Below are 24,978 nucleotides of genomic sequence, written 5' to 3' on the forward strand. Positions count from 1 at the left end.
AGGGTGAGGGTGAACGGCGGCGGAGAGGCACCCACCGCCGTTCGCACTCAGCAGCCGGTCACTGACCGGCGAACTTCTCGCTGACCGAGTCGTACACGCCCTTGGCCACCTCGCCCAGCCGCGGACCGGCCAGCCAGCCCGCGGTCACCGGGCCGATCGAGGTGTTGGACACCAGCGCGGGCTCGCCGTCCGAACCCGTCGCGACCCAGCCGCCACCCGACGAACCGCCCGTCATGGTGCAGCCGATGCGGTACATCGTCGGATCCGAGGCGCTGATCGACAGCCGCCCCGGCTTGTCCTGGCACTGGTACAGCGTCTCGCCGTCGAACGGCGCCGCCGCCGGATACCCGGTCGCCGTGATGCTCTCCACCTCGGCCACGGCCGGGGCCTCGAAGTCCACCGGCAGAGCCGAACCGACCGTCTCCTCCAGCGACTTGCCGTCACCGCCCTCCTCCGGCGTCACATGAATCACGGCGAAGTCGTACGAGGCCCCGTCCCCGCCCGTGGCACCGCCCTGCTCGATCCACTGGTCCGAGGTCTGCGCCCAGTCACCCCACCAGACACCGTACGGAGCGACCTCCTCCTTGGCGGCGGCCTCCAGCTGCCCGGTCGCCATGGCCTCGTTGTTGTACGACGGCACGAACGCGATGTTGCGGTACCAGCCGCCGCTCTTGCCGGCGTGCACGCAGTGACCCGCCGTCCACACCATGTTGGACTTGCCGGGGTGGGCCGGGTCCTCCACGACCGTCGCCGAGCAGACCATCGTGCCTTCGGGGGAGTCGAAGAACACCTTGCCCGCCTCGGGGGCGTTGTCGTGGTACGTAGCCGGCACGGCCTTCGCGTCCACCGGCGTCGGCTCCGGGTCGGTCACGCCCTGGTCGCCGGAGAGGTCGCTGTCGTCGACGCCCGTGTCCGGATCCTCCGCCTCCCGCATCCGGTCCGGGTCCCACAGGCCCTCGATGATCGGGTTGATGTAGTCCTGGGCCTCGCGCAGCCAGTCGTCCTTGTTCCAGTCCTTCCAGGCGCCGTCCTTCCACTGGTCGACGTCGATCCCGTGCTCTTTGAGCTTGTCCTTGATGTTGTCCGGGATCGTGATCTTGCCGTCGCCCTCGGCGGCCGCGGAGGCGGAGGCCTGCGCGTCCGCGTTGGTGTCGCCCGAGTTGCAGGCGGTGGCCGTCAGCGCGAGCGCCGAGGCGAGGGCGACTGCGGCCGGCACGGAGGAGGTTCTGCGCCGCGCGCGCCTTGCCCCGCGAGCGGTGAACGAAGGCCGTATGGATCGCATGGTGTGACTCCCCCTGGTGTGGACGAACCGGGTGCTGCCGCCGCCGACTTCACGTGCCGTCAAGGCGTCAGGGAACGGCATCAAACACTATGCACTCGCTGTGAGGGACTTCCGACGGGACGGCAACAGTTCCGTCACGGCAAGGATCTTGAGGCAACCCGTAACCCGGTGAACGGTCCGGGGTTGGTAGCGGTGGGGGGCGTGCTGCCCGTGGTCGCTCTGATCCCCCGTGCCCAATTCCCCGGAGTTTTCCGGACATCGGGATATGAGACATCGGGACGCCGGTTGTCGAGATGTCGAGCGAAGACTCACGGGGTTTCGTATGTCGGGGTGAGTGAGGACGCGAGGACCGCTCGCCCCTGGACAGCGGGAGGACGGGAGAACCGTGGCCGTAACCGAGACCGCGTCGGGAGCGCGCTCCGCGCACGAGGGGATCCTGCGGCGCCAGTCGGCGCGCGAGTCGGCGGCGCGCACCTACGCGCGTGCCCTGCCGATCGTGCCGGTGCGGGCGCGCGGACTGACCATCGAGGGCGCGGACGGCCGCCGTTACCTCGACTGCCTCTCGGGCGCGGGGACCTTGGCCCTCGGGCACAACCATCCCGTGGTCCTGGAGGCGATCCGCAAGGTCCTCGACTCGGGCGCGCCCCTGCACGTCCTCGACCTGGCGACACCCGTCAAGGACGCCTTCACCACCGAGCTCTTCCGCACTCTGCCGCCCGGTCTCGCCGACCGCGCACGCGTGCAGTTCTGCGGACCGGCCGGCACGGACGCGGTGGAGGCCGCCTTCACCCTCGTCCGGGCCGCGACCGGGCGCGACGGCATGCTCGCCTTCGCCGGCGCCTACCACGGGATGACCTCCGGCGCGTTCGCAGCCTCCGGGGACGCCTTCGACGTACGGGTCGCCCGTCTGCCCTATCCGCAGGACTACCGCTGCCCGTTCGGCGTCGGCGGCGCGTACGGTGCCGAACTCGGCGCCCGCTGGACCGAGTCCGTCCTCGACGATCCCAAGTCGGGGGTGCCGCTGCCCGCCGGGATGATCCTCGAGCCCGTCCAGGGGGAGGGCGGGGTGATCCCGGCGCCGGACGAGTGGATGCGGCGCATGCGACACGTCACGGAGAGCCGGTCGGTCCCGCTGATCGCCGACGAGGTCCAGACGGGGGTCGGGCGCACGGGCGCCTTCTGGGCGGTGGACCACAGTGGCATCACGCCCGACGTGATGGTGCTCTCCAAGGCCATCGGCGGCAGCTTGCCCCTGGCCGTCGTGGTCTACCGCGACGACCTCGACGTCTGGCAACCCGGCGCCCACGCAGGCACCTTCCGCGGCAACCAACTCGCCATGGCCGCGGGTACGGCCACGCTGGCCTACGTCCGTGAGAACCACCTTGCCGAACGCGCCGCCACACTCGGCTCCCGCATGCTGACCCAACTCCGGCAGCTGTCCCGGGAGTTCCCCATCGTCGGTGACGTGCGTGGGCGGGGCCTGATGATCGGCGTCGAGATGGTGGAGCCGGAGGGGGGTGTCGAGGGCGCCGAAGGGGCGGGTGCCTCGGAAGGACACCTCGGTGGTGCTGGTGGGTTGGACAGCTCCGTAGGCCTGGGTCCTGCCGGAGATCGAGCCAGTCTCGCCGCGGGTTCGACGGCGGCCCGGGACCTCGCTCGCGGTCCTCGCCCCGCCGCCCCCGAGCTCGCCGCCGCCGTCCAGCGGGAATGCCTTCGACGTGGCCTGATCGTCGAACTCGGCGGCCGCCACGCGAGCGTCGTGCGGCTGCTCCCGCCGTTGACGATCAGCGACGAGCAGGCGGCCGCAGTGCTCGACCGACTTGCCGACGCCGTCGAGGCGGTGGCCCGAAGCCGCACCCGCGAGGACCGACCGCAGCAGCGCCGCCGCCCGAGCGGCCAGGGCGACCGCGCCGAACGAGCGGGTTAGAGACGGCAGCCCGAGCCCGAGCCCGAGCCCGAGCCGCAGTCCCAGCGGTGTGCCGCGCGCCTGTGTGTCCCCGCGAGCGCCGTCACCGCGCCACTCGCCGACTGACTCGCTCCCGAACACCACGCACCTCCCTGTGCCTAGTCGACCCCAACTCCATCCCAACTCCATCCCACCGAACCGGTGGACCTCCGCCGGAAACCCCGGTCCAGCGCCCGCAGCCCGAGGCAGAGCCACGCGAGACAGAGCCACCCCGCGCAGATCCACCCCCGAGGAACACGCACTTGAACACCACCCCCACTCCCGACGACCGCACCCACACAGACCCCCGCGGCTCCTCCGACACACTCGCCTCCCGGCAACGACCCAAGGTCCCGGCCCCTCACCGGCAGGGCACGACTCCGGCACAGGCCGGCGCCCCGGAGGCCGAACAGCTGCGTGGTGTCACGGCCGACCTCCTGGAACATCCCGACCCACGCACGGCTGCCGAGGCAGCGACCGTGGAGAACCTGCTGCGCTGCTGGGTACGCGAGACCAAGCTCTCCGCCCCCGACAACGGCACCCTCCGCATCCCCCTCCCCGCCAGCGGCACGGCCCTGCTAGCCCCGGTCCACTACTGGTCCCCCACGGGATGGCACCGCTTCGGTCCTCCCTCCCTCGCCGACGCCCCGGAACAGTCCCCGCCGGCCGACGCCGTCACCGTCGCGGCACTGCTCACCAGAGAGTCGCTCGGGGAACGGAGCACCGACGACAGGCCCGCGGCCGGAGGAGGTGCCGAACTCGTCGCGCGCGTGGCCGACTCCGCCCGCCGCACCGTCACCTTCATCAGCGAGCGGCGGAAACGCCCCGAGGATGGCCCCGACCTCTTCCGCACCGCCGAACAGGCACTCGTACTCGGACACCCACTGCACCCGGCCCCCAAGAGCCGTGAAGGTCTCTCCGAGGCCGAAGCATCGCTGTACTCACCCGAGTTGCGCGGCTCCTTCCCCTTGCACTGGCTCGCTGTCACCTCCTCTGCACTCGCCACCGACTCGGCCTGGACCGAACGTGGCCGTCCCGTCACCGCGGCCCAGCTCACACAACGGCTCGCCGAACCCGGACTGCCACTGCCCGACAACCACACGGCCCTGCCCCTGCACCCGTGGCAATGGCGCGAGGTCCGACACCGCCCCGAGATCGCGGCCCTGCTCGACGCCGGACTCCTCCAGGACCTCGGCGCGCACGGCTCCCCGTGGCACCCCACCTCCTCCGTACGAACCGTTCACCGCTCCGGCGCCCCCGCCATGCTCAAGCTGTCGTTGGGCCTGCGCATCACCAACTCCCGTCGTGAGAACCTCCGCAAGGAACTCCACCGCGGCGTCGAGGTGCACCGTCTGCTGCGCAGCGGCCTGTCCAAGCAGTGGCAGGCGGCCCACCCGGGGTTCGACATCGTCCGTGACCCGGCCTGGCTCGCCGTCGACGGACCGGACGGCAACCCTGTGCCCGGACTCGACGTGATGATCCGGCACAACCCGTTCAGCCCCACGGACGACGTGTCCTGCATCGCCGGACTCGTCTCGCCCCGACCCCAGGTCCAAGCCGATGCCGCCACGGGCCGCCAGGAGGGAGACCGGCCGGCATGGTGGTCCCGGCTGGCCGAGGTCGTCACGCGCCTCGCCGCCCGGACCGGCCGTCCCCGTGGTGCCGTCGCCGCCGAGTGGTTCCTGCGCTACCTCGAACAGGTCGTCCGCCCTGTGCTGTGGCTGGACGCGGAAGCGGGGATCGCCCTGGAAGCACACCAGCAGAACACCCTGCTCCTGCTGGACAGTGATGGCTGGCCCACCGGCGGTCGCTACCGCGACAACCAGGGCTACTACTTCCGCGCGTCACGACGCACGGAACTCGACGCCCGGTTGCCCGGCATCGGCGAACACAGCGACACCTTCGTCTCTGACGAGGTCACCGACGAGCGCTTCGCGTACTACCTCGCGATCAACAACGTCCTGGGCCTCATCGGAGCGTTCGGCTCCCAGCACCTGGCCGACGAACAGCTGCTCCTCGCCGCCTTCCGCCGCTTCCTCGACGACGTGGCCTCAGGCCCCGCCCGGTTGCGCACCTCGCTTCCCGCCCACCTGCTCGACTCACCCGTCCTGCGCTGCAAGGCCAATCTGTTGACCCGCGTGCATGGCCTCGACGAACTCGTCGGCCCGGTCGACACCCAGTCCGTCTACGTCACCATCGCCAACCCCCTCCACTCCTGACCGACCCGTTCCTGACCGACCTGCTCGTCGGCCCACCTATCGCCCTCACACCCGACCAACACCTCCAGTCCTCACCAACTCCCTTCATCCCTGAGGAACATGACCCACCCCGCCTCCTGAGAGGAGCGTCGCCGTGTCTCCCACCGACGCGAGTGCCAACGCCGGTACCGCCCCCATCGCCGACATCGGTAGCGACCCCAGCCCCGGTACCAGCGAGAACAGCACCAACACGGGCGTCGGCCTGGGAGCGTGCAGCGAGGACACGCTGGAACTGCGCCTGCCCGAAGAACTCCTCGCGCTCTTCGAGGAAGAACGGGCCGGCACCGGTGGGGAACAGCACCAGGCCGAAGGCACGGCGCAGCTCTCCTCAGCCACCTCGGCCGGTGACGACCTGCTCGATCGCGTCGCCGACTGGGGACCGACCGCCACCCCGGCGGGCGTGTTCCACCTCGTCCCCGTGTGCGTCGAGCGCGACGTTCCACTCGTCGGCCGTTGGATGAACGACCCGGCCGTCGCTGCGTTCTGGGAGCTGGCCGGACCCCAGAACGCGACGGAAGAGCACCTGCGAGCCCAACTCACCGGTGACGGACGCAGCGTTCCGTGCCTCGGTGTGCTGGAGGGCACGCCGATGAGCTACTGGGAGATCTACCGGGCAGACCTCGATCCACTGGCCCGTCGCTATCCGGCAAGACCTCACGACACCGGAATCCACCTCCTTGTCGGCGGTATCACCGACCGTGGGCGAGGCCTCGGCAGCACTCTGCTGAGAGCCGTCGCCGATCTCGTGCTCGACAAGCGGTCCGCCTGTACCCGCGTCGTCGCGGAACCCGACCTTCGCAACATTCCCTCCGTCGCCGCCTTCCTGAGCGCCGGTTTCCGCTTCTCCGCCGAGGTGGACCTGCCCGCCAAGCGGGCTGCCCTCATGGTCCGAGACCGGTCCCTGCGCGATCTGCTGTAGCACCGTGTCACTGAGTCATCACTTTTGGTACACCGCTCGTGCCGGTCCGGTTCCCACTCACGGCGAGATGATTCGAACCGGCCCCGCGGCCACGCACGTCACTGCCGCCGCTGGGTGAACCGGCCCCGATCGGGAACCGGCCATCCCTCGTCCGAGACGAACCGGCCCATCCCCGGAACCGGCTGTCCCCGACCTCGACAGAGTCGGCTCGCACAGTGAATCGGTCACCGTCGACACCGAATGAACCGATTCCGCAGCCGAACAGATCACCCCCGGTCAATGGCGAACCGATCCGATTCGATCCGATATCCACTGGCCACGCACCCGAGGAGCACCCGGTCTTGATCCCGCCCCTCGTCCCCGCCTTGATCACCCGCTTGTCAGTGCCGGGCCGTAGGGTGGTCGAGCTATGACGAAGCCCTCACTCCCCGAACTCCTGCATGCTGCCGTCACTGCCGTGGGCGGCACGGAGCGCCCCGGCCAGGTGACCATGGCCGAATCCGTCGCGAACGCGATCGACGACGGTTCCCACCTGCTGGCACAGGCCGGCACCGGTACCGGAAAGTCGCTGGGCTACCTCGTGCCTGCGCTCGCGCACGGGGAGCGAGTCGTCGTCGCGACGGCCACCCTTGCCCTGCAGAGACAACTCGTGGAGCGGGACCTGCCGCGTACGGTCGAGGCGCTCCATCCGCTGCTGCGCCGCCGCCCGGAGTTCGCGATGCTCAAGGGCCGGTCGAACTACCTGTGCCTGCACCGCCTTCACGAAGGCGTCCCGCAGGACGAGGAAGAGGGCCTCTTCGACCAGTTCGAGGCGGCCGCGCCCACCAGCAAGCTGGGCCAGGACCTGCTCCGGCTGCGCCACTGGTCGGACGAGACCGAGACCGGTGACCGCGATGGCCTCACGCCTGGTGTCTCCGACCGGGCCTGGGCCCAGGTGTCGGTCTCGTCGCGGGAGTGCCTGGGAGCCTCGAAATGCGCGTACGGCGCCGAGTGCTTCGCCGAGATGGCCCGCGAGCGCGCCAAGCTCGCCGAGGTCGTCGTGACGAACCACGCGCTGCTCGCCATCGACGCCATCGAGGGCGCTCCGGTGCTCCCGCAGCACGAGGTACTCATCGTCGACGAGGCGCACGAACTGGTCTCCCGGGTCACCGGCGTCGCCACCGGCGAACTCACCCCCGGCCAGGTCAACCGAGCGGTGCGCCGGGCCGCGAAGCTCGTCAACGAAAAGGCCGCCGACCAGCTCCAGACCGCCGCCGAGGGCTTCGAGCGGCTGATGGAGCTGGCCCTGCCGGGCCGCCTGGAGGAGATCCCGGAGGACCTCGGCTACGCGCTCATGGCATTGCGCGACGCCGCCCGCACCGTCATCTCCGCGATCGGCGCGACCCGCGACAAGTCGGTCCAGGACGAGGACGCGGTCCGCAAACAGGCACTGGCCTCCGTGGAGACGGTGCACGACGTGGCGGAGCGGATCACGAACGGCTCGGAGTGGGACGTCGTCTGGTACGAGCGACATGACCGCTTCGGTGCCTCCCTGCGCGTCGCCCCCATGTCGGTGTCCGGCCTGCTCAGGGAGAAGCTCTTCGCGGACCGCTCCGTGGTCCTGACCTCCGCGACCCTGAAACTGGGCGGCGACTTCAACGGCGTCGGCGCCTCCCTGGGGCTCGCCCCCGAGGGAACCGAGGGCGACGACCTGCCCCAGTGGAAGGGTGTCGATGTCGGTTCGCCGTTCGACTACCCCAAGCAGGGCATCCTGTACGTCGCCAAGCATCTGTCGCGCCCCGCGCGGGACGGCGACCGCGCGGACATGCTCGATGAGCTGACCGAACTGATCCAGGCGGCCGGTGGCCGCACCCTGGGGCTGTTCTCCTCCATGCGGGCCGCCCAGCTGGCCGCAGAGGAACTGCGGTCCCGTGTCCCCGAGTTCCCGATCCTCCTCCAGGGCGAGGAGACTCTCGGCGAGCTGATCAAGAACTTCGCGGCCGACCCCAAGACGTGCCTCTTCGGCACGCTGTCCCTCTGGCAGGGCGTCGACGTCCCCGGCCCCAGCTGCCAGCTGGTCGTCATGGACAAGATCCCGTTCCCGCGCCCCGACGACCCGCTGATGAGCGCCCGCCAGAAAGCGGTGGAGGACGTCGGCGGCAACGGCTTCATGGCGGTCGCCGCCACGCACGCGGCCCTGCTCATGGCCCAGGGCGCCGGCCGCCTCGTACGGGCATCAGGGGACCGCGGTGTGGTCGCCGTTCTCGACCAGCGGCTGGCCACGGCCCGGTATGGGAGCTATCTGAAGGCGTCACTGCCCGACTTCTGGTACACCACGGACCGTAACCAGGTCCGGAGGTCGCTGGCGGCGATCGACGCGTCCGCGAAGAAAGCGGAAGCGGAAGCCGAGGTCGAAGCCGAGGTCGAAACCGAATGATCGCGGGTTGGCCTGTCCCGGCACCGGGACAGGCCAACCCGCGATCCGAAGCCACCCGGCACCGGGACCGGACAGCACAGGGCCCCGGAACCGGCGCAGGGGTCCCGGGGCCCGGTCGATCGGCGAGGCCGACCGCGGCGGTCAGACGCGCCGCAGCACTGCCACCACCTTGCCGAGGATGGTCGCGTCGTCGCCGGGGATCGGCTCGTACGCCGAGTTGTGCGGGAGAAGCCAGACGTGGCCGTCCTCGCGCTTGAAGCGCTTGACGGTGGCTTCGCCGTCCAGCATCGCGGCGACGATGTCGCCGTTCTCCGCGACGGGCTGACGGCGGACGGTGACCCAGTCTCCGTCGCAGATCGCGGCCTCGATCATCGAGTCGCCGACGACCTTCAGGACGAACAGCTCACCGTCGCCCACCAGCTGCCGGGGGAGGGGGAACACGTCCTCGACGGACTCCTCCGCGAGGATCGGGCCACCGGCGGCGATACGGCCGACCAGCGGGACGTACGACGCGGCCGGCTTGCCTGCGGTGTCCGTGGGCTGCGCCGAGGCGCCCTGGTCGGAGCCGCGTACCTCGTACGCGCGCGGGCGGTGCGGGTCGCGCCGCAGGAAGCCCTTGCGCTCCAGCGCCATCAACTGGTGTGCGACGGAGGAGGTGCTGGACAGGCCGACGGCCTGGCCGATCTCCCGCATCGACGGCGGGTAGCCGCGCCGCTGCACGGAGTCCCTGATGACCTCGATCACCCGGCGCTGCCGGTCGGTGAGTCCGGAGCTGTCCGCCCGGATGCCTGGAGGTCGGCCCGGCAGGGAGCGCTTGTGCCCCTCGGGATTCGTGGCTTCGTTCATCGCATGCACCGGCTCGAGTCGGCCCTGGGAGCGGTCCTGGGCAGTGATGGTGGCACTGTCTGCGGTGGTGGTCACGTCGGCCCCTCTCGATGGTCTCCCTGCTGGACAACGGTAGTTGCTTTCGAAAGGTTGCGCCAAACACACGTTCGAGTGAAAAATTCTGAAGCGGCTGTCGCGATCATGTGTCTGGGTGTATGGCTAACGTGGCGCCTGCCGGGCAAATGGGTCCATTGCTGTACTCTTCACCGCCGGGGCGCCGTCCCCTGGGTTGCCGCCCCAGTCTGCCATCCGGCATCCCGTCAACCGGGAACCGGCCCCCATCTGTGCGGGAATCCCACGTCCCCTCCCTGCGGCGCCCACGGTATCTCCGCATGTGTCGCAGCGATATGGCCGTGCAGTGCGTGTGTCGGCGCGGCGCGTGCGGCGGTGTGGCCGCACGGCACATGCCAACGCATGCGCGACACGCGCGTACAGCGTGGATGTATGAGCCAAGCCCCACATCTAGTGGTTGGATTGCAGCAGCAGCCCAGAAGTTGTGGTCCCCCGGGTCTTTAGGACCGTGGCGATCGCCTATGCTTGGGGCTGCTTCGAGGGGCCCATGAGGTCCAACGAGGCTATTGAGTCTGCTGTGAGGAGGGTTGGGAGTTCATGCACTGCCCCTTCTGCAGGCACCCCGACAGCCGCGTCGTCGACAGTCGTACGACCGACGACGGCACGTCGATCCGCAGGCGCCGCCAGTGTCCGGACTGCTCCCGTCGTTTCACGACCGTGGAGACGTGTTCGCTCATGGTGGTCAAGCGGTCCGGAGTCACCGAGCCTTTCAGTCGTACCAAGGTCATCAACGGCGTGCGCAAGGCATGCCAGGGACGGCCTGTCACGGAGGACGCGCTCGCCCAGCTCGGCCAACGGGTCGAGGAGGCGGTGCGGGCCACCGGAAGCGCCGAGCTGACCACCCATGATGTCGGGCTGGCCATACTCGGCCCGTTGCAGGAGCTCGATCTCGTCGCCTATCTGCGATTCGCCTCCGTCTACCGGGCGTTCGACTCGCTCGAGGACTTCGAGGCCGCGATCGTGGAACTCAGGGAACAGACGGGACCCCCAGCCGCGGACGACGATGACCGCGAGGACGTTGTGGACGGCGAAGGCGCCGTCGGGGGGAGCCAGGAGGACGACCGCGGGTCCGGAGGGACTGCTCAAGTCCCGGTACCCGCACGCGCCGCCGACTGATCGGCGGGCCGGACCCGGGCGGAGACCCCGGACCCGGCCGGACGGCGGCGAACCAAGACCTGTTGCGGGCGTAGCGAGTGGGTGCCCGCAACATCAGACAGAACACCGTGCCACGGGAACATCGGGGCACTTCAGGGCGTTTTAGCCCGTACAGGGAGGCGGCATGACAGAGACGGCGAGCGGTCCGGCACGGAGTTCCCGAACCAAGGGCACCAAGGCGACCAAGGGCCTGCGTATCGAGCGCATCCACACCACCCCCGGCGTGCACCCGTACGACGAGGTGGCCTGGGAGCGACGTGACGTCGTCATGACCAACTGGCGCGACGGCTCGGTCAACTTCGAGCAGCGTGGCGTCGAGTTCCCCGACTTCTGGTCGTTGAACGCGGTCAACATCGTCACCAGCAAGTACTTCCGGGGTGCCGTCGGCACCCCGCAGCGCGAGACCGGCCTCAAGCAGCTGATCGACCGCATCGTGAAGACGTACCGGAAGGCCGGCGAGGACTACAAGTACTTCGCCTCGCCTGCCGACGCCGAGATCTTCGAGCATGAGCTGGCGTACGCCCTCCTGCACCAGATCTTCAGCTTCAACAGCCCGGTGTGGTTCAACGTCGGTACGCCCCAGCCCCAGCAGGTCTCCGCCTGCTTCATCCTGGCCGTCGACGACTCCATGGAGTCGATCCTCGACTGGTACAAGGAAGAGGGCATGATCTTCAAGGGCGGCTCCGGCGCCGGCCTGAACCTCTCCCGGATCCGCTCCTCCAAGGAGCTGCTGTCCTCCGGTGGCAACGCCTCCGGTCCGGTCTCCTTCATGCGCGGCGCCGACGCCTCCGCAGGAACGATCAAGTCGGGTGGCGCCACGCGCCGCGCCGCCAAGATGGTCATCCTCGACGTCGACCACCCGGACATCGAGGGCTTCATCGAGACCAAGGTGAAGGAAGAGGAGAAGATCCGCGCCCTGCGCGACGCGGGCTTCGACATGGACCTGGGCGGCGACGACATCACGTCCGTCCAGTACCAGAACGCCAACAACTCGGTCCGTGTGAACGACACGTTCATGAAGGCGGTCGAGGAGGACGGCAAGTTCGGCCTGACGTCCCGCATGACCGGTGAGGTCATCGAGGAGGTCGACGCCAAGCAGCTCTTCCGCAAGATGGCCGAGGCGGCCTGGGCCTGTGCCGACCCCGGCATCCAGTACGACGACACCATCAACCACTGGCACACCTGCCCGGAGTCCGGCCGTATCAACGGCTCGAACCCCTGCAGCGAGTACATGCACCTGGACAACACGTCCTGCAACCTCGCCTCGCTGAACCTGATGAAGTTCCTGAAGGACGACAGCAAGGGCCACCAGTCCTTCGACGTCGAGCGCTTCGCGAAGGTCGTCGAGCTCGTCATCACCGCGATGGACATCTCCATCTGCTTCGCGGACTTCCCGACCCAGAAGATCGGCGAGAACACGCGCGCGTTCCGCCAGCTCGGCATCGGCTACGCCAACCTCGGCGCCCTGCTGATGGCGACCGGCCACGCATACGACTCCGACGGCGGCCGCGCCCTCGCCGGCTCCATCACCTCCCTGATGACCGGTACGTCGTACAAGCGCTCCGCCGAACTCGCCGCGGTCGTCGGCGCGTACGACGGCTACGCCCGCAACGCCCAGCCGCACCTGCGCGTCATGAAGCAGCACTCCGACGCCAACACCGAGGCCGTCCGCATGGACGACCTGGACTCGCCGATCTGGGCCGCCGCAACAGAGGCCTGGCAGGACGTGCTGCGTCTCGGCGAGAAGAACGGTTTCCGTAACTCCCAGGCGTCCGTCATCGCCCCGACCGGCACCATCGGTCTCGCGATGTCCTGCGACACCACCGGTCTTGAGCCCGACCTCGCGCTGGTCAAGTTCAAGAAGCTGGTCGGCGGCGGCTCGATGCAGATCGTCAACGGCACCGTCCCACAGGCCCTGCGCCGCCTGGGTTACCAGGAGGAGCAGATCGAGGCGATCGTCGCCCACATCGCCGACCACGGCAATGTGATCGACGCTCCGGGCCTCAAGCACGAGCACTACGAGGTCTTCGACTGCGCCATGGGCGAGCGCTCCATCTCCGCGATGGGCCACGTCCGCATGATGGCCGCGATCCAGCCCTGGATCTCCGGCGCGCTCTCCAAGACGGTCAACCTGCCGGAGTCGGCGACCGTCGAGGACGTCGAAGAGGTCTACTTCGAGGCCTGGAAGATGGGCGTCAAGGCGCTCGCCATCTACCGTGACAACTGCAAGGTCGGCCAGCCCCTCTCTGCCAAGACCAAGGAGAAGGAGAAGGTCGAGGTCACCGAGAAGGCCGAGGCGACCATCCGCGAGACGGTCGAGAAGGTCATCGAGTACCGCCCGGTCCGCAAGCGCCTCCCCAAGGGCCGTCCCGGTATCACGACGTCCTTCACGGTCGGCGGCGCCGAGGGCTACATGACGGCCAACTCCTACCCGGACGACGGTCTCGGCGAGGTCTTCCTGAAGATGTCCAAGCAGGGCTCCACCCTCGCGGGCATGATGGACGCCTTCTCGATCGCCGTCTCGGTGGGTCTGCAGTACGGCGTGCCGCTGGAGACGTACGTCTCGAAGTTCACGAACATGCGCTTCGAGCCGGCCGGTATGACGGACGACCCGGACGTGCGGATGGCGCAGTCGATCGTCGACTACATCTTCCGCCGCCTGGCGCTCGACTTCCTGCCCTTCGAGACGCGCTCCGCGCTCGGCATCCACTCCGCCGAGGAGCGTCAGCGCCACCTGGAGACCGGTTCGTACGAGCCGTCCATCGACGATGTCGACGTCGAGGGCCTGGCCCAGTCGGCGCCGCGCGCCCAGGAGCTCAAGGCCGTCGCCACCCCGAAGGCCGAGGTCGAGGCGGCCAAGCCCGCCCCGCAGCAGGCCCACACCAGTGCCGAGCTGGTGGAGATGCAGCTGGGCATCCAGGCCGACGCCCCGCTGTGCTTCTCCTGCGGTACGAAGATGCAGCGGGCCGGTTCCTGCTACATCTGCGAGGGCTGCGGTTCGACCAGCGGCTGCAGCTGATTCTGGGCACCCTCTGGGGTGAACCCACTGCTCAGGGCGGTGGTGCCGGGTTTCCGGCGCCGCCGCCCTCGGCGTATGGGGTAGCCCGATGCAACGGGGCGCCCAGCTAAGAGACTTGCCGCGACTGCGCGGGCTGGTGTGACGTGCTGAGGGCCGGACTGGCGCCCGGAGACGGCCGGCTGAGGTGGCTTGCCGACTCCATGACGACAGGCCGGCAGGTAGCTCTTGAGGAGGGGCGCCTGCCTTGCGGCGGCGCCCCTTCCTGTCGTACGACCGTCGAGAGTCAGGGCTGGTGCGCGCGGCCCATGGTCGCCGTGAAGGTCGCGGGGTCGTCCTCGAAACCGTGGATGCCGGGGTGGAAGTCCCAGGTGCCGGCCCCCTCGCGGACGAACTCCCCGACCGTCGCCGCCGTCGCCCCGAGGACATCGCCGAACTCGTCCTCGGCCAGGACGGTGTAGCCCTCACGGATACGCAGAGCCGGGTTGACCACGCTGACGAAGGTCCGGTGCGTGGAACGCTGCTGGATCACGGTTCCGACCACCACGCGCGCGTACCGGCCGTCGAGGCGGTCGAGCTCCAGCGTCATGACCTCGTCCCAGCCGAAACCCTTGCCGTCCTTGCTGTCCCGGTTGAGATAGATGGTGCCGTCGGGGGAGCGGCTGTCGAAGTGCACTACATAGGCGGGAGCACCGTACGGATCGCTCGCCAGATAGGTCGCGGCGACGATGTCCAGATCGGTGGGCGGCTGCCCTGCAGGACTCGGGTCCCACTTGAGTGCGACTTCGACCTTGCGGATCCCCTTGTTGATGCCGTTCACCAGACTTCCCTTCCCCCTGTGTCCTTGGTCCGAACTGCCGGGCGGGCGAGGCCGGTTGCCTATCCTGTCACGTGAGCGGGGCGTTTGCGGGAGAGCTCTGCGCCCGAGCGTGACCGGCGCCACGCTCCGTGGCCTTACGATGGCGCGGTGCTGGTCAAGTGGATTCGCTGCACCGTGGTGGACCGCCGCGGCTTCGAGCGGGGGCAGCGAAAGTGGGCGGGGCTTCTGGGGGAGCCGGGGTTTCGGGGACAGGGCGGAGGCTGGAGCCGGGGACGGCCGGGAGTGGCGCACATCTTCGCCTTCTGGGAGAGCCGCGCCTTCTACGACTCCTTCATGGCCCGCTCGCACGACCGGCTCGCGTCGGCCCAGTCGGGCACCTTCAAGGATTCCCAGGTCAGGCTCTTCGACCACCGTTTCGACGTGAAGACCGGCTTCGAACCCCGTTTCACGGACGCCGACCTGCTGCGCGTCGCCCTCTGCCGTGTCCACGAGGAGCGCGCCGAGCACTTCACCCTCATGCAGGAGAAGGTCTGGAACCCCGCGATGGCCGGCTCGCCCGGCATGATCCGCGGACTGTTCGGTGAGGCACCGGGGAGTGAGTTCCTGGTGCTGTCCATGTGGCGCTCGGCCGCCGAGCACGGCAAATACCGGACGGAGCGCGTGGAGCGGCTCGCCCTGCGGGCCCAGACGGAGGCGGACGTCGCGGCCCTCACGGGCGACATCGTGGACCTGGAACCGACCTGGACGGTTTGAAATCCGGACCCACTAAACGTGCGCCTAATGTCCTGCTAAACGTGTGTCCTGGTGTGATCCCTGGTGCGGGAAGTGTGTGACCTACGCCGTATGGAGCGCGTACGAGTGCTCGGTAGGCCTTCACTCGATCTAGGGTTTTGGCATGGCACGACCACGGCGCATCGTCCTTGTCCGGCACGGCGAGTCAACGGGCAATGTTGATGACACTGTGTACGAGCGTGAACCCGACCATGCCCTGGCTCTGACTGAGCGGGGCTGGCAGCAGGCAGAGGAGACGGGAAAACCGCTGCGCGAGGTGTTCGGCCGCGAACGCGTCAGCGTGTACGTCTCCCCCTACCGCCGTACGCACGAGACCCTGCGGGCCTTCCACCTGGACCCCGAGCTGATACGCGTACGCGAGGAACCCCGGCTGCGTGAGCAGGACTGGGGAAACTGGCAGGACCGCGACGACGTACGGCTCCAGAAGGCGTACCGGGACGCGTACGGCCACTTCTTCTACCGATTCGCCCAGGGCGAGTCCGGGGCCGACGTGTACGACCGGGTCGGAGGCTTCCTGGAGAGCCTGTACCGCAGCTTCGAGGCCCCCGACCATCCACCCAACGTGCTGCTGGTCACCCATGGCCTTGCCATGCGGCTGTTCTGCATGCGCTGGTTCCACTGGACGGTCGCGGAATTCGAGTCGCTGTCCAACCCGGGGAACGCCGAGATGCGGATGCTCGTTCTCGGAGACGACGGCAAGTACGCACTTGACCGGCCTTTTGACAGCTGGCGAGATCCGGAACCGTACGGGATCACCGGATAGAGTGGCAGATCGATGACCCCTGATTCCTCTCCCGACGGGCGCCTGGAACGCGCCCTGGCCTGCCTGCGCGGACTAGCGGTGGGGGACGCGCTGGGTTCACAGTTCTTCGTTCCGGTGAACTACCCGTTGCTGAAGCGCCGCGAGCTGCCGCCCGGCCCCTGGCAGTGGACCGACGACACCGAGATGGCCTGCTCCGTGGTCGCAGTCCTGGCTGCGCACCGGCGCATCGATCAGGACGCACTGGCCCATTCCTTCGCCCACCATCACGACTTCGACCGTGGCTACGGCCCCGCGGTCAACCGCCTGCTGCGGCTGGTCCGGGAGGGCGGCGACTGGCGTGAGCTGGCCGCGGCCCTCTTCGACGGGCGGGGGTCCTGGGGCAACGGCGCCGCGATGCGGATCGCGCCCCTCGGGGCCTGGTACGCGGACGACCCGGAGCAGGCGACCCATCAGGCGGAGATCTCGGCGTATCCCACGCATCAGCACCGTGAGGCCGTCGTCGGCGCCATGGCCGTCTCCGCGGCCGCCGCGCTGGCCGCCGGCCCCGGCGGTCCGCCCAGCCCCGAGGCGCTCCTCGACGGTGTCATCGCGCTCGTTCCCAAGAGCGCCGTCGGCGCGGGGCTGCGGCGCGCCAGGGACATGCTGGACTACGGAGACGCGTCCACCGTCGCGGCCGTTCTCGGCTGCGGGCGGCGCACGACGGCCCACGACACCGTGCCCTTCGCGCTCTGGTCGGCCGCGCGGTCCCTGGGCGACTACGAGCAGGCGTTCTGGACGACCGCTCAGGTCGGCGGCGACGTGGACACGACCTGTGCCATCGTCGGCGGGGTGATCGCCGCCGGTAAGGCCGGGACGCCGCCCGCCTCGTGGGTGGAGCAGACGGAGGCCGTTCCGGGCTGGGTGACTGCGGTTCCCTGAACGGAGTGGCTGCACATCCGGTCGGGCCTGGCCTCGCTCGCCGTCCGTCGGCCGGAGCCTTGGCCTTTGGGAACTCTCTGTGCATGTCGGGAACTCTGCGTGACCACTCGGGCGTTGTCGTGGCATCCGCTGTGTGAGGCGTGGGTTCGCACAGTCGGATGACACGCGAGAGGCACAGGGGGTGGTCATGCGAGTGGTGCTGGGATTCGTGATCGTCGCACTGGCCGCGATCGCGGTGATGACCGTGATGGCCGGGGTGTGGTGCGTGCCCCGGCCACGGTACCTCCGCGTGATCTCTGCGCCCTGGCTGTCGTACGCCCGCGGGGGCTGTGTCCTGCCGCGTCCCGCTGGTGGTGGGCGGATGGCCGGACCGTCGTCCTCGCCGTCGGTTTCCCGGACCTGGTCCGGCCATCCGCGGCTCCTCGCAAACCGGGGTGGATCAGCCGAGGCCCGGACCCGCCGTGCCGGCCAGTGCCTCCAGGTCGCTCTTGCGGACCCTGATCACCAACCAGGCGGTGGCCAGCGCGAGTACGGCCATCGCCGCGGCCGCGATGAAGCCGGTGGAGATGCCCTGGGCGAGCACCTCGTGCCCCCAAGGGGACGGCAGCTGTTGCGTCTTGGCGAACTCCGCCTTCTGTTCCGCCGAACCGTCGGCGAGGAAGTTCGGCATCTGCTTCTCCGCCTCGTCCTTGCTGGCCGATCCGAACACCGAGGTCAGGATGGACAGACCGAGCGAACCGCCCACCTGCTGCGTCGCGTTGAGCAGGCCGGACGCGGCCCCTGCCTCGTGTTGGGCGACTCCGGAGACCGCGGTGACGGTCAGCGTCACGAAGTTCAGGCCCATACCGAAGCCGAACACCAGCATCGGCCCGAGGACTCCGCCCACGTACGAGCTGTCGGAACTGATGAGGGCCTGCCAGCCCAGTCCGATCACGGCGAGCGCGGAGCCCGCGAGCATGAATGGCTTGGGACCGAGCACCGGAAGGAACCGTTGCGACAGCCCCGCGCCGGCGGCGATCACGACCGTCACGGGGAGGAAGGCGAGACCGGCCTTGATCGGGCTGTACCCCAGCACGTTCTGCACGAAGAGCACGATGTAGAAGAACATGCCGAACATCGCCGCGGCGAGGCTCAGCATGATCACATACGTGCCCGAGCGGTTGCGGTCGGCGAACATCCTGAGCGGGGTGATCGGCTCCTTGGCGCGCGATTCGATGAACGCGAAGGCCAGCAGCAGCACCACGGCGGCACCGAAGGATCCGATGGCCAGGCTGTCCCGCCAACCCTCGTCCGCGGCGCGGATGAAGCCATAGACCAGCAGGGCCATGCCTGCCGTCGAGGTCATCGCGCCCGCGATGTCGAACCGGCCCTTGTGCCGCTCGGAGTCGCTGATGTACAGCGGTGTGAGCACGGCGATCAGCACGCCGATCGGCACGTTGACGAAGAGCACCCACCGCCAGTCCAGCCATTCGGTGAGCATGCCGCCCGCGAGCAGGCCGATGGCACCGCCGCCTGCGGAGACGGCGGCGAAGACGCCGAAGGCCCGGTTCCGCTCGGGTCCTTCGGGGAACGTCGTGGTGATGAGCGCCAGCGAGGTGGGCGATGCGATCGCGCCCCCCACGCCCTGAAGGACGCGTGCAGCCAGCAGTTGCCAGGGCTCCTGGGCGAGTCCGCCGAGCAGCGAGGCGAAGGTGAACAGGAGGATGCCGGTCATGAAGACCCGGCGGCGACCGAGGATGTCACCTGCCCGGCCGCCGAGAAGCAGCAGGCCGCCGAAGGTGAGCGTGTAGGCGCTGACGACCCAGGTGAGGTCGGTCGTGCTGAACTTGAGCGCTTCTTGAATGTGCGGGAGGGCGATGTTCACAATCGTCGCGTCGAGTACCACCATGAGTTGGCAGGCCGCGATGACGGTGAGCGCGATGCCGGGATGTCCCTCCCGGCGGGCCGCACCTGGTTTCTGGTCCTTAATCAACTGAGAGGTTGTCACTATGGGTCCCCCACAAGTGCGTTAGTGAACGATCGCGTTCACTGTCGCGTCAACCGTAGTGAGTCCCCACTAGTGAACGCAAGCGTTCACTTACGTCGTTGTCGCGTGGCGTGTCCCCCCGTGTCGCCGCGCGGTACGTCCCCCATCCCCGGAATCCCCGCTTCCTCTGTTCGCTGGAGACAGTCAGATGGTTACCTCGCGCTGGACGGCCGCCCCCGCTCAGACGGCCTCCCTCCGTCGACGCGGCGCCGTGCTCGAGCATGCGATCCTCGACGCCGCGCTGGAGCAGCTCAGCACGGTCGGTTGGAACGGCCTCACGATGGAGGGCGTCGCCGCCGGCGCCCAGACGGGCAAGGCGGCGGTCTACCGTCGTTGGCCGTCCAAGGAGGACCTCGTCGCGGACGCGCTGCAGGCCGGACTGCCGCGCTTCGAGGAGGCGCCGGATCTGGGTGGCGTGCGTGAGGATCTGCTCGAGTTGTGCCGGCAGGCGCGTGAGGCGATGTTCTCGCGCCCCGGATTCGCGCTGCGCGCGGTAATTCACGAGTGCGATCCAATCCAGGCGGAACGCTTCCATGCCGTGATCTTCGAAGGGGTCGTGGAGCCCACCGTCAAGCTGCTCCGCGAGGTCATCACCCGTGGAATCGAGCGGGGCGAGGTGCGATCCGATGCGGCGAACAGCTATGTCTTCGACGCCATCCCCGCCATGATGATGTACCGATCGAAGATGCGCGCATGCGAATGGAGCGATCTGGATCTCCAGGAGATGATCGACCAGTTGGTGCTTCCGCTGCTGCGCCCGAGCGGTGTGTGATCGAGGGTCGTGGGGCTCCTGACGCGACTCGGGGAAACCGGGGTGTCGCAGCGTGATCCAGGCGGCGTACGCTAAGGGCGCCATGCCGTACGAACCACCCACACACGCCGTCGAGCGCTCCCTCCGCGCCACGACCGGAGCGAAGATCATTGCCGGTGTCGACGAGGTGGGGCGCGGCGCGTGGGCCGGCCCCGTCACCGTCTGCGCGGCGATCACCGGACTTCGCCGGCCTCCCGAAGGTCTCACCGACTCCAAGCTGCTCACGGTCAAGCGGCGCACCGAGCTTGCCGGGATATTGCAGACCTGGGTGACGTCGTACGCCCTCGGGCACTCCTCCCCGGAGGAGATCGACGATCTCGGCATGACAGCCGCGCTGCGCCTCGCGGCGGTGCGTGCCCTGGAGTCCCTGCCGGTCCGCCCCGACGCGGTGATCCTCGACGGGAAGCACGACTATCTCGGAGCGCCCTGGCAGGTCCGTACGGTCATCAAGGGGGACCAGTCGTGTGTGGCGGTCGCGGCGGCTTCGGTGATCGCCAAGGTTCAGCGCGACAAAATGATGGCCGAACTGGGTATCGACCATGCAGACTTCGCTTTTGCGGCCAACGCCGGGTATCCCTCGCCCGTTCACAAGGCCGCGCTGGAGGTGCGGGGCCCCACTCCGTATCACCGGTTGTCGTGGGCGTATCTTGATGCGCTGCCCCAGTGGCGGCACCTCAAGAAGGCCCGCAGCTGGGCGGAGGGAAGCGTTCCGGCGATCGAAGGTCAGCTCGGCTTCGATTTCTGACGATCCCGCTCGCACTCATGTGCCACCCGCTGACGCGAGCCGTGCCAACGTTTGATAAATATCAGCTCATGCCTCTCATTCCCGAGGAGCCTCAGATTCACGAGAGTGCCCAGGGTCCCCGCGCCACTCCGGCCAGCGGCCGCACCGCGCCGACCCCTCGCCCCGTACCCGGCCCCCGCCCTGCGGCCCCGCCGCGCCCCGGTCGTCACGGCCCACTGCGGCCCGCGCCGCCGGTGCAACGCGCGCCGCGTGATGTGGCCGTGGCTCAGCCCGGACCGTCGGGCCCTGATGCCCCTGCTGCCTCCGCTTCGGCTCCGGCTTCGGCGACCCCGCAGATCCAGCTGATCCCGGCCTCGGCCGAGGGTGCGCTCGACGCTGCCGAGGAAGCCGTCGACCTGCTGCTGGATTCGGGTCGTGCCCCCGGTGACGTGCTGGTGATCACCACCGGCGAACACCACCCGTGGGCCGCCCACGAACTGTCCTTCGGCGAAGCCGCCTACTGGGCGCAGCACGAGGCGGGCGACGACGTCTTTTACGCGGACGCCGCCGTGGCCTCCCGTGCCGCGTCCCGTCCCGTGGTCGTGGTCGCCGTCAACGGAGGCCCCGCCGCCGCTGCCGCCGACGCCCTTCCGCTGGCCCTGGCCAGAGCCGGTGCCCTGTTGATCGTCTGCGGCGACCCGCAGCAGATCAACTCGGTACTGGGCGCAGGCGTCTGAGTCAGGTCAGGTACGTCCGAGGGGACGCCGGCGGGTGACGAGAGGTGCCGCTGTGGCGGCACCTGCACGGCGGACATTCCGGCGTGCGCGCATGTGCACGGGCGCCCTGTTCGCCGGTGTGGTGCCGAGGTCCGCTTTCCCGCGGCTTCGGTGCGTGCGTTGTGTGCCGAAAGGCGTCGTAGCCGTACGACACAGGGACGTACGGCCAGGAGTTACGACGCTCGGTCGATGCGTGTCAGCGGGCCGCCGCGCGGCGCAGGACGTCCGAGGCGGCACCGCCGGTGCGCGGTAGCGGGGGCGGCGCCTCGGACAGGCCGAAGGGCTCCGGCGCGGAGTCCGAGTTGGGGCGGCGTCCGCCCCGGCCCTCACCGAGGACCTGCCAGCCGTCCCGGGTCAGCGTGATGTACGCCCCGCAGCGCAGCCCGTGCAGGGTGCAGGCGTCACGCAGGCCCCACATCCATGCTCCGTCCTCCTCCGTCCAACGCGCGTCGCCCTCACGGCAGTAGAGCAGCACGGCGGTGCGGACCGGGGTGCGGCGCCGCAGATCGTGCGGGATCACCCGACGCAACTGGGCGAGCAGTGCGTTGCGGAACATCCAGCCGTCGGCCGGGGCCGGACGGCGAGCGAACGAGGCGCTTGCCTGCAGGCGTTCGTCCGGGTCGAGGACCGCCACGATCGCGGTCGCCGGTTTGGGGCGGTGCCGGGAGTGCAGCCCGCTGACTACCTCGCGAGGGTTGCGCAGCAGGGGGATACCGGCTGCGGCCCACTCGGAGGGCTCGAGCAGGCGGGCCAGAGGGTTGGAGGATGCGGCGGACAGATCGGCTGACGACGACGTGGACGCCGCGGAGGACGGAGCGAATCCGAAGGACACGGTCCTCCCTTCGGCTACGCGCCCACACTGCGGGCGGGGTCGGATTCGGGGGAGCGCACACCGCAGCAGAGCCCTACCGGACCACGGGCGAGCCGTGCGGGGAGCGGACTTCGATTCTTCCTGTCGAACTTGGTTGCGGCAACGAGCAATTGGGCCCGCCGACCCTAATCGGGCGGTTCGTGGCTTATATCCTTACCCACTGTTTTGCCGGGCGACGCGTGAGACCTCCGAGCGTGACACGTGGGACTTGGAAGCGCCACGTGCGCGTGGCGGCGCATCACGTTCGGTGCCTGTTCAGCCGCGTACGGCCAGCACCAGTGGCAACACCCCCTGCGCACCGGACCGCAGGAGCAGCCGGGCGGCGACCGCGAGGGTCCAGCCGGTCTCGGTCATGTCGTCGACGAGCAGTACGGGGCCGTTCGCGGCCTGAAGCGCGTCCCGCAGTGCCGGAGGCACGGTGAGTGCTCCGTGCAGTGCACGGAGGCGTTGGGCGCTGTTGGAGCGGGGCACGGACAGGTCGTCGGAGTGGTCCGTGTACGCGAGTGAACCCAGCATCGGGAGACGGCCGACGGCGGAGATGCGGGCGCCGAGCGACTGAATCAGCTGGGGCCGGGTGCGCGAGGGCATGACGACCACCCCTGTGGGGCGGGCCGGCGCGTCCGGAGCGCCGGATGCCCAGCCGTCCGGTGCCTTGGCCCAGTCGGCCAGCACTGTCACGACGGCGCTCGCCACGTCGTCGGGGGCGGGAGCGTCCGGGGCGTGCGGAGCGAGCAGTGGGCGGAGCCGGTTGCCCCACCCGATGTCGGACAGGCGCCCGAGCGCCCGGCCCGGGGTGGCCTGTTCGGCGGGCGGGATTCGGCCCTTGAGGTCGACGCCGATGGCCGGAAGCCCGGTCGGCCACATCCTGCGGGGCTCCACCACGACGCCGGCACGGGCGAGCGAGCCACCGGCGGTGTCCAGGGCGCCGGCGGAGACGTCGGCCGTGAAACGGGGTCCGGCGCAGTTGTCGCAGCGGCCGCAGGGCGCCGCCTGCTCGTCGTCCAGCTGCCGCCGTAGGAACTCCATGCGGCAGTCCTTGGCGGCGGCGTAGTCGCGCATGGCCTGCTGCTCGGTGGCGCGCTGCTTGGCGACCCAGGCGTAGCGCTCCGTGTCGTACGACCAAGGCGCGCCGGTGGAGACCCAGCCGCCCTTGACGCGGTGGACGGCGCCGTCCACGTCGAGGACCTTGAGCATGGTCTCCAGGCGTGTGCGGTTCAGCTCCACCAGAGGTTCGAGCGCGGGCAGCGACAGCGGCCGGTCCGCGCGGGCGAGGATGTCGAGAGTGCGCCTCACCGCTTCTTCGGGTGGGAACGCGACAGAGGCGAAGTACGCCCAGATCGCCTCGTCCTCGCGGCCGGGCAGGAGCAGCACCTCGGCGTGTTCGACGCCGCGTCCGGCGCGGCCCACCTGCTGGTAGTAGGCGATGGGGGAGGAGGGCGAGCCCACGTGGATGACAAAGCCCAGATCAGGCTTGTCGAACCCCATGCCGAGCGCGGAGGTGGCCACCAGCGCCTTGACGCGGTTCGCGAGGAGGGCTTCCTCGGCCTGCTGGCGCTCGGCGTTCTCCGTCTTGCCCGTGTACGAGGCGACGGTGTGCCCGCACTGTCGCAGGAAAGCGGTGATCTCCTCGGCGGCGGCCACGGTGAGGGTGTAGATGATGCCGGAGCCCGGCAGGTCGTTCAGATGGTCGGCTAGCCAGGCCAGCCGGTGGGCCGCGTCGGGCAGTTGGAGCACGCCCAGGCTGAGACTCTCGCGGTCCAGCGGCCCGCGCAGGACCAACGCGTCCGAGCTGGTCCCCGTGCCCAGTTGCTCGGCCACGTCCGCGGTGACACGCGCGTTGGCGGTGGCCGTGGTCGCGAGCACCGGAACGCCGGCCGGCAGATCGGTGAGCATGGTGCGCAGCCGCCGGTAGTCGGGGCGGAAGTCGTGGCCCCAGTCGGAGATGCAGTGGGCCTCGTCGACGACGAGGAGTCCGGTGGCGGCGGACAGTTCGGGCAGTACGTTGTCGCGGAAGTCCGGGTTGTTGAGCCGCTCGGGGCTCACGAGCAGCACGTCCACCGTGCCCTCGGCGACCTCGGCCCGGATGGTCTCCCACTCCTCGGTGTTGGAGGAGTTGATGGTCCGGGCCCGGATGCCGGCGCGGGCGGCCGCCTCGACCTGGTTGCGCATGAGCGCGAGCAGCGGAGAGACGATCACGGTCGGGCCGGCGCCGCGCTCACGCAGCAGGGCGGTCGCCACGAAGTACACCGCGGACTTGCCCCATCCCGTGCGCTGGACGACGAGGGCACGGCGCTTGTCCGCGACCAGTGCCTCGATGGCCCGCCACTGGTCCTCGCGCAGTCGCGCCGACCCGGTGTTGTCCCCGACCAGTCGGGCGAGGACCGTGTCGGCCGCCGTGCGAAGCTCCGCGTTGCTCGTGTGCGTCATGCGTCCCATACAACAGGACGCCTCTGACAGTCGGGGCACACGCCGGACCGGCCGAGTCGACAGCCGACAGTGCGTTGATGTGGGCATGGTCGGACTTATCCA

18 protein-coding genes are annotated in these 24,978 nt (G+C 69.5%); 12 read left to right on the top strand and 6 right to left on the bottom strand.

The genetic code is table 11. The features are described 5' to 3' along the window. Window positions 1-58 precede the first annotated feature (58 nt). Window positions 59-1,282, bottom strand: a complete 1,224-nt coding sequence (locus IG08_RS0122535; RefSeq protein WP_030605404.1) for a trypsin-like serine peptidase — start codon at window positions 1,280-1,282, stop codon at window positions 59-61. Window positions 1,283-1,667: 385 nt separating this feature from the next. On the opposite strand from IG08_RS0122535, the gene IG08_RS0122540 reads away from it, so the two are divergent. From IG08_RS0122540 to IG08_RS0122555, 4 genes are all read left to right on the top strand, one after another. Next, window positions 1,668-3,209 carry a diaminobutyrate--2-oxoglutarate transaminase family protein gene (locus tag IG08_RS0122540; protein ID WP_043454913.1) on the top strand — a complete coding sequence of 514 codons (1,542 nt, stop codon included), beginning with the start codon at window positions 1,668-1,670 and terminating at the stop codon, window positions 3,207-3,209. Window positions 3,210-3,490: 281 nt separating this feature from the next. Continuing rightward, window positions 3,491-5,446: an IucA/IucC family protein gene (locus tag IG08_RS0122545; RefSeq protein ID WP_030605408.1), complete on the top strand. Its 1,956-nt coding sequence runs from the start codon at window positions 3,491-3,493 to the stop codon at window positions 5,444-5,446. 133 nt (window positions 5,447-5,579) lie between these two features. Next, window positions 5,580-6,404, top strand: coding sequence for a GNAT family N-acetyltransferase (locus IG08_RS0122550; protein WP_030605409.1), 825 nt, complete (start codon window positions 5,580-5,582; stop codon window positions 6,402-6,404). Between the two features lie 409 nt (window positions 6,405-6,813). Then, window positions 6,814-8,820, top strand: coding sequence for an ATP-dependent DNA helicase (locus IG08_RS0122555; protein WP_030605411.1), 2,007 nt, complete (start codon window positions 6,814-6,816; stop codon window positions 8,818-8,820). Between the two features lie 141 nt (window positions 8,821-8,961). On the opposite strand, the gene lexA is transcribed toward IG08_RS0122555, so the two are convergent. Next, complete coding sequence (lexA, locus tag IG08_RS0122560) at window positions 8,962-9,741, bottom strand: transcriptional repressor LexA (protein ID WP_030605414.1); 780 nt, start codon at window positions 9,739-9,741, stop codon at window positions 8,962-8,964. Between the two features lie 573 nt (window positions 9,742-10,314). Between lexA and nrdR the strand changes: the two genes are divergently transcribed. Next, window positions 10,315-10,893 carry a transcriptional regulator NrdR gene (gene nrdR, locus IG08_RS0122565; RefSeq protein WP_030605417.1) on the top strand — a complete coding sequence of 193 codons (579 nt, stop codon included), beginning with the start codon at window positions 10,315-10,317 and terminating at the stop codon, window positions 10,891-10,893. Between the two features lie 163 nt (window positions 10,894-11,056). Then, window positions 11,057-13,951 (top strand): vitamin B12-dependent ribonucleotide reductase, encoded by a 2,895-nt coding sequence (locus tag IG08_RS0122570; protein ID WP_030605418.1) that lies wholly within the window; start codon window positions 11,057-11,059, stop codon window positions 13,949-13,951. A gap of 283 nt (window positions 13,952-14,234) precedes the next feature. On the opposite strand, the gene IG08_RS0122575 is transcribed toward IG08_RS0122570, so the two are convergent. Then, the gene (locus IG08_RS0122575; protein WP_030605422.1) at window positions 14,235-14,768 is read right to left on the bottom strand and encodes a TerD family protein; all 534 of its coding nucleotides are present in this window, start codon (window positions 14,766-14,768) and stop codon (window positions 14,235-14,237) included. Between the two features lie 147 nt (window positions 14,769-14,915). Between IG08_RS0122575 and IG08_RS0122580 the strand changes: the two genes are divergently transcribed. From IG08_RS0122580 to IG08_RS0122590, 3 genes are all read left to right on the top strand, one after another. Beyond that, on the top strand, window positions 14,916-15,521 hold the full coding sequence (locus IG08_RS0122580; protein ID WP_030605424.1) for a YdbC family protein: 606 nt from the start codon (window positions 14,916-14,918) through the stop codon (window positions 15,519-15,521). Between the two features lie 142 nt (window positions 15,522-15,663). Next, on the top strand, window positions 15,664-16,323 hold the full coding sequence (locus tag IG08_RS0122585) for a histidine phosphatase family protein (protein ID WP_030605426.1): 660 nt from the start codon (window positions 15,664-15,666) through the stop codon (window positions 16,321-16,323). A gap of 12 nt (window positions 16,324-16,335) precedes the next feature. Continuing rightward, window positions 16,336-17,241, top strand: coding sequence for an ADP-ribosylglycohydrolase family protein (locus tag IG08_RS0122590; protein WP_030605428.1), 906 nt, complete (start codon window positions 16,336-16,338; stop codon window positions 17,239-17,241). A gap of 439 nt (window positions 17,242-17,680) precedes the next feature. Here the strand turns inward: IG08_RS0122590 and IG08_RS0122595 are convergent, their stop codons facing one another. After that, window positions 17,681-19,228: an MFS transporter gene (locus tag IG08_RS0122595; RefSeq protein ID WP_030605431.1), complete on the bottom strand. Its 1,548-nt coding sequence runs from the start codon at window positions 19,226-19,228 to the stop codon at window positions 17,681-17,683. 187 nt (window positions 19,229-19,415) lie between these two features. Here IG08_RS0122595 and IG08_RS0122600 point away from each other — a divergent pair, with 187 nt between their 5' ends. From IG08_RS0122600 to IG08_RS0122610, 3 genes are all read left to right on the top strand, one after another. Further along, window positions 19,416-20,039, top strand: coding sequence for a TetR/AcrR family transcriptional regulator (locus IG08_RS0122600; RefSeq protein WP_030605434.1), 624 nt, complete (start codon window positions 19,416-19,418; stop codon window positions 20,037-20,039). An 82-nt stretch (window positions 20,040-20,121) separates the two neighbouring features. After that, complete coding sequence (locus IG08_RS0122605) at window positions 20,122-20,823, top strand: ribonuclease HII (RefSeq protein WP_030605437.1); 702 nt, start codon at window positions 20,122-20,124, stop codon at window positions 20,821-20,823. Between the two features lie 68 nt (window positions 20,824-20,891). Then, the gene (locus IG08_RS0122610) at window positions 20,892-21,539 is read left to right on the top strand and encodes a hypothetical protein (protein WP_078655690.1); all 648 of its coding nucleotides are present in this window, start codon (window positions 20,892-20,894) and stop codon (window positions 21,537-21,539) included. Between the two features lie 235 nt (window positions 21,540-21,774). On the opposite strand, the gene IG08_RS0122615 is transcribed toward IG08_RS0122610, so the two are convergent. Beyond that, complete coding sequence (locus tag IG08_RS0122615) at window positions 21,775-22,410, bottom strand: hypothetical protein (protein ID WP_030605441.1); 636 nt, start codon at window positions 22,408-22,410, stop codon at window positions 21,775-21,777. 294 nt (window positions 22,411-22,704) lie between these two features. Beyond that, window positions 22,705-24,876 carry a RecQ family ATP-dependent DNA helicase gene (locus IG08_RS0122620; protein ID WP_030605443.1) on the bottom strand — a complete coding sequence of 724 codons (2,172 nt, stop codon included), beginning with the start codon at window positions 24,874-24,876 and terminating at the stop codon, window positions 22,705-22,707. Window positions 24,877-24,978: the final 102 nt, after the last annotated feature.

It is taken from the genome of Streptomyces fulvoviolaceus (assembly GCF_000718165.1).
Lineage (GTDB): Bacteria > Actinomycetota > Actinomycetes > Streptomycetales > Streptomycetaceae > Streptomyces > Streptomyces fulvoviolaceus.

What these genes read in the sequence shown, in the direction of transcription:
- IG08_RS0122535 (WP_030605404.1), bottom strand. Translation starts at nt 1,282, where the DNA reads ATGCGATCCATACGGCCTTCGTTCACCGCTCGCGGGGCAAGGCGCGCG.
- IG08_RS0122555 (WP_030605411.1), top strand. Translation starts at nt 6,814, where the DNA reads ATGACGAAGCCCTCACTCCCCGAACTCCTGCATGCTGCCGTCACTGCC.
- nrdR (WP_030605417.1), top strand. Translation starts at nt 10,315, where the DNA reads ATGCACTGCCCCTTCTGCAGGCACCCCGACAGCCGCGTCGTCGACAGT.
- IG08_RS0122570 (WP_030605418.1), top strand. Translation starts at nt 11,057, where the DNA reads ATGACAGAGACGGCGAGCGGTCCGGCACGGAGTTCCCGAACCAAGGGC.
- IG08_RS0122585 (WP_030605426.1), top strand. Translation starts at nt 15,664, where the DNA reads ATGGCACGACCACGGCGCATCGTCCTTGTCCGGCACGGCGAGTCAACG.
- IG08_RS0122590 (WP_030605428.1), top strand. Translation starts at nt 16,336, where the DNA reads ATGACCCCTGATTCCTCTCCCGACGGGCGCCTGGAACGCGCCCTGGCC.
- IG08_RS0122600 (WP_030605434.1), top strand. Translation starts at nt 19,416, where the DNA reads ATGGTTACCTCGCGCTGGACGGCCGCCCCCGCTCAGACGGCCTCCCTC.
- IG08_RS0122605 (WP_030605437.1), top strand. Translation starts at nt 20,122, where the DNA reads ATGCCGTACGAACCACCCACACACGCCGTCGAGCGCTCCCTCCGCGCC.
- IG08_RS0122610 (WP_078655690.1), top strand. Translation starts at nt 20,892, where the DNA reads ATGCCTCTCATTCCCGAGGAGCCTCAGATTCACGAGAGTGCCCAGGGT.
- IG08_RS0122620 (WP_030605443.1), bottom strand. Translation starts at nt 24,876, where the DNA reads ATGACGCACACGAGCAACGCGGAGCTTCGCACGGCGGCCGACACGGTC.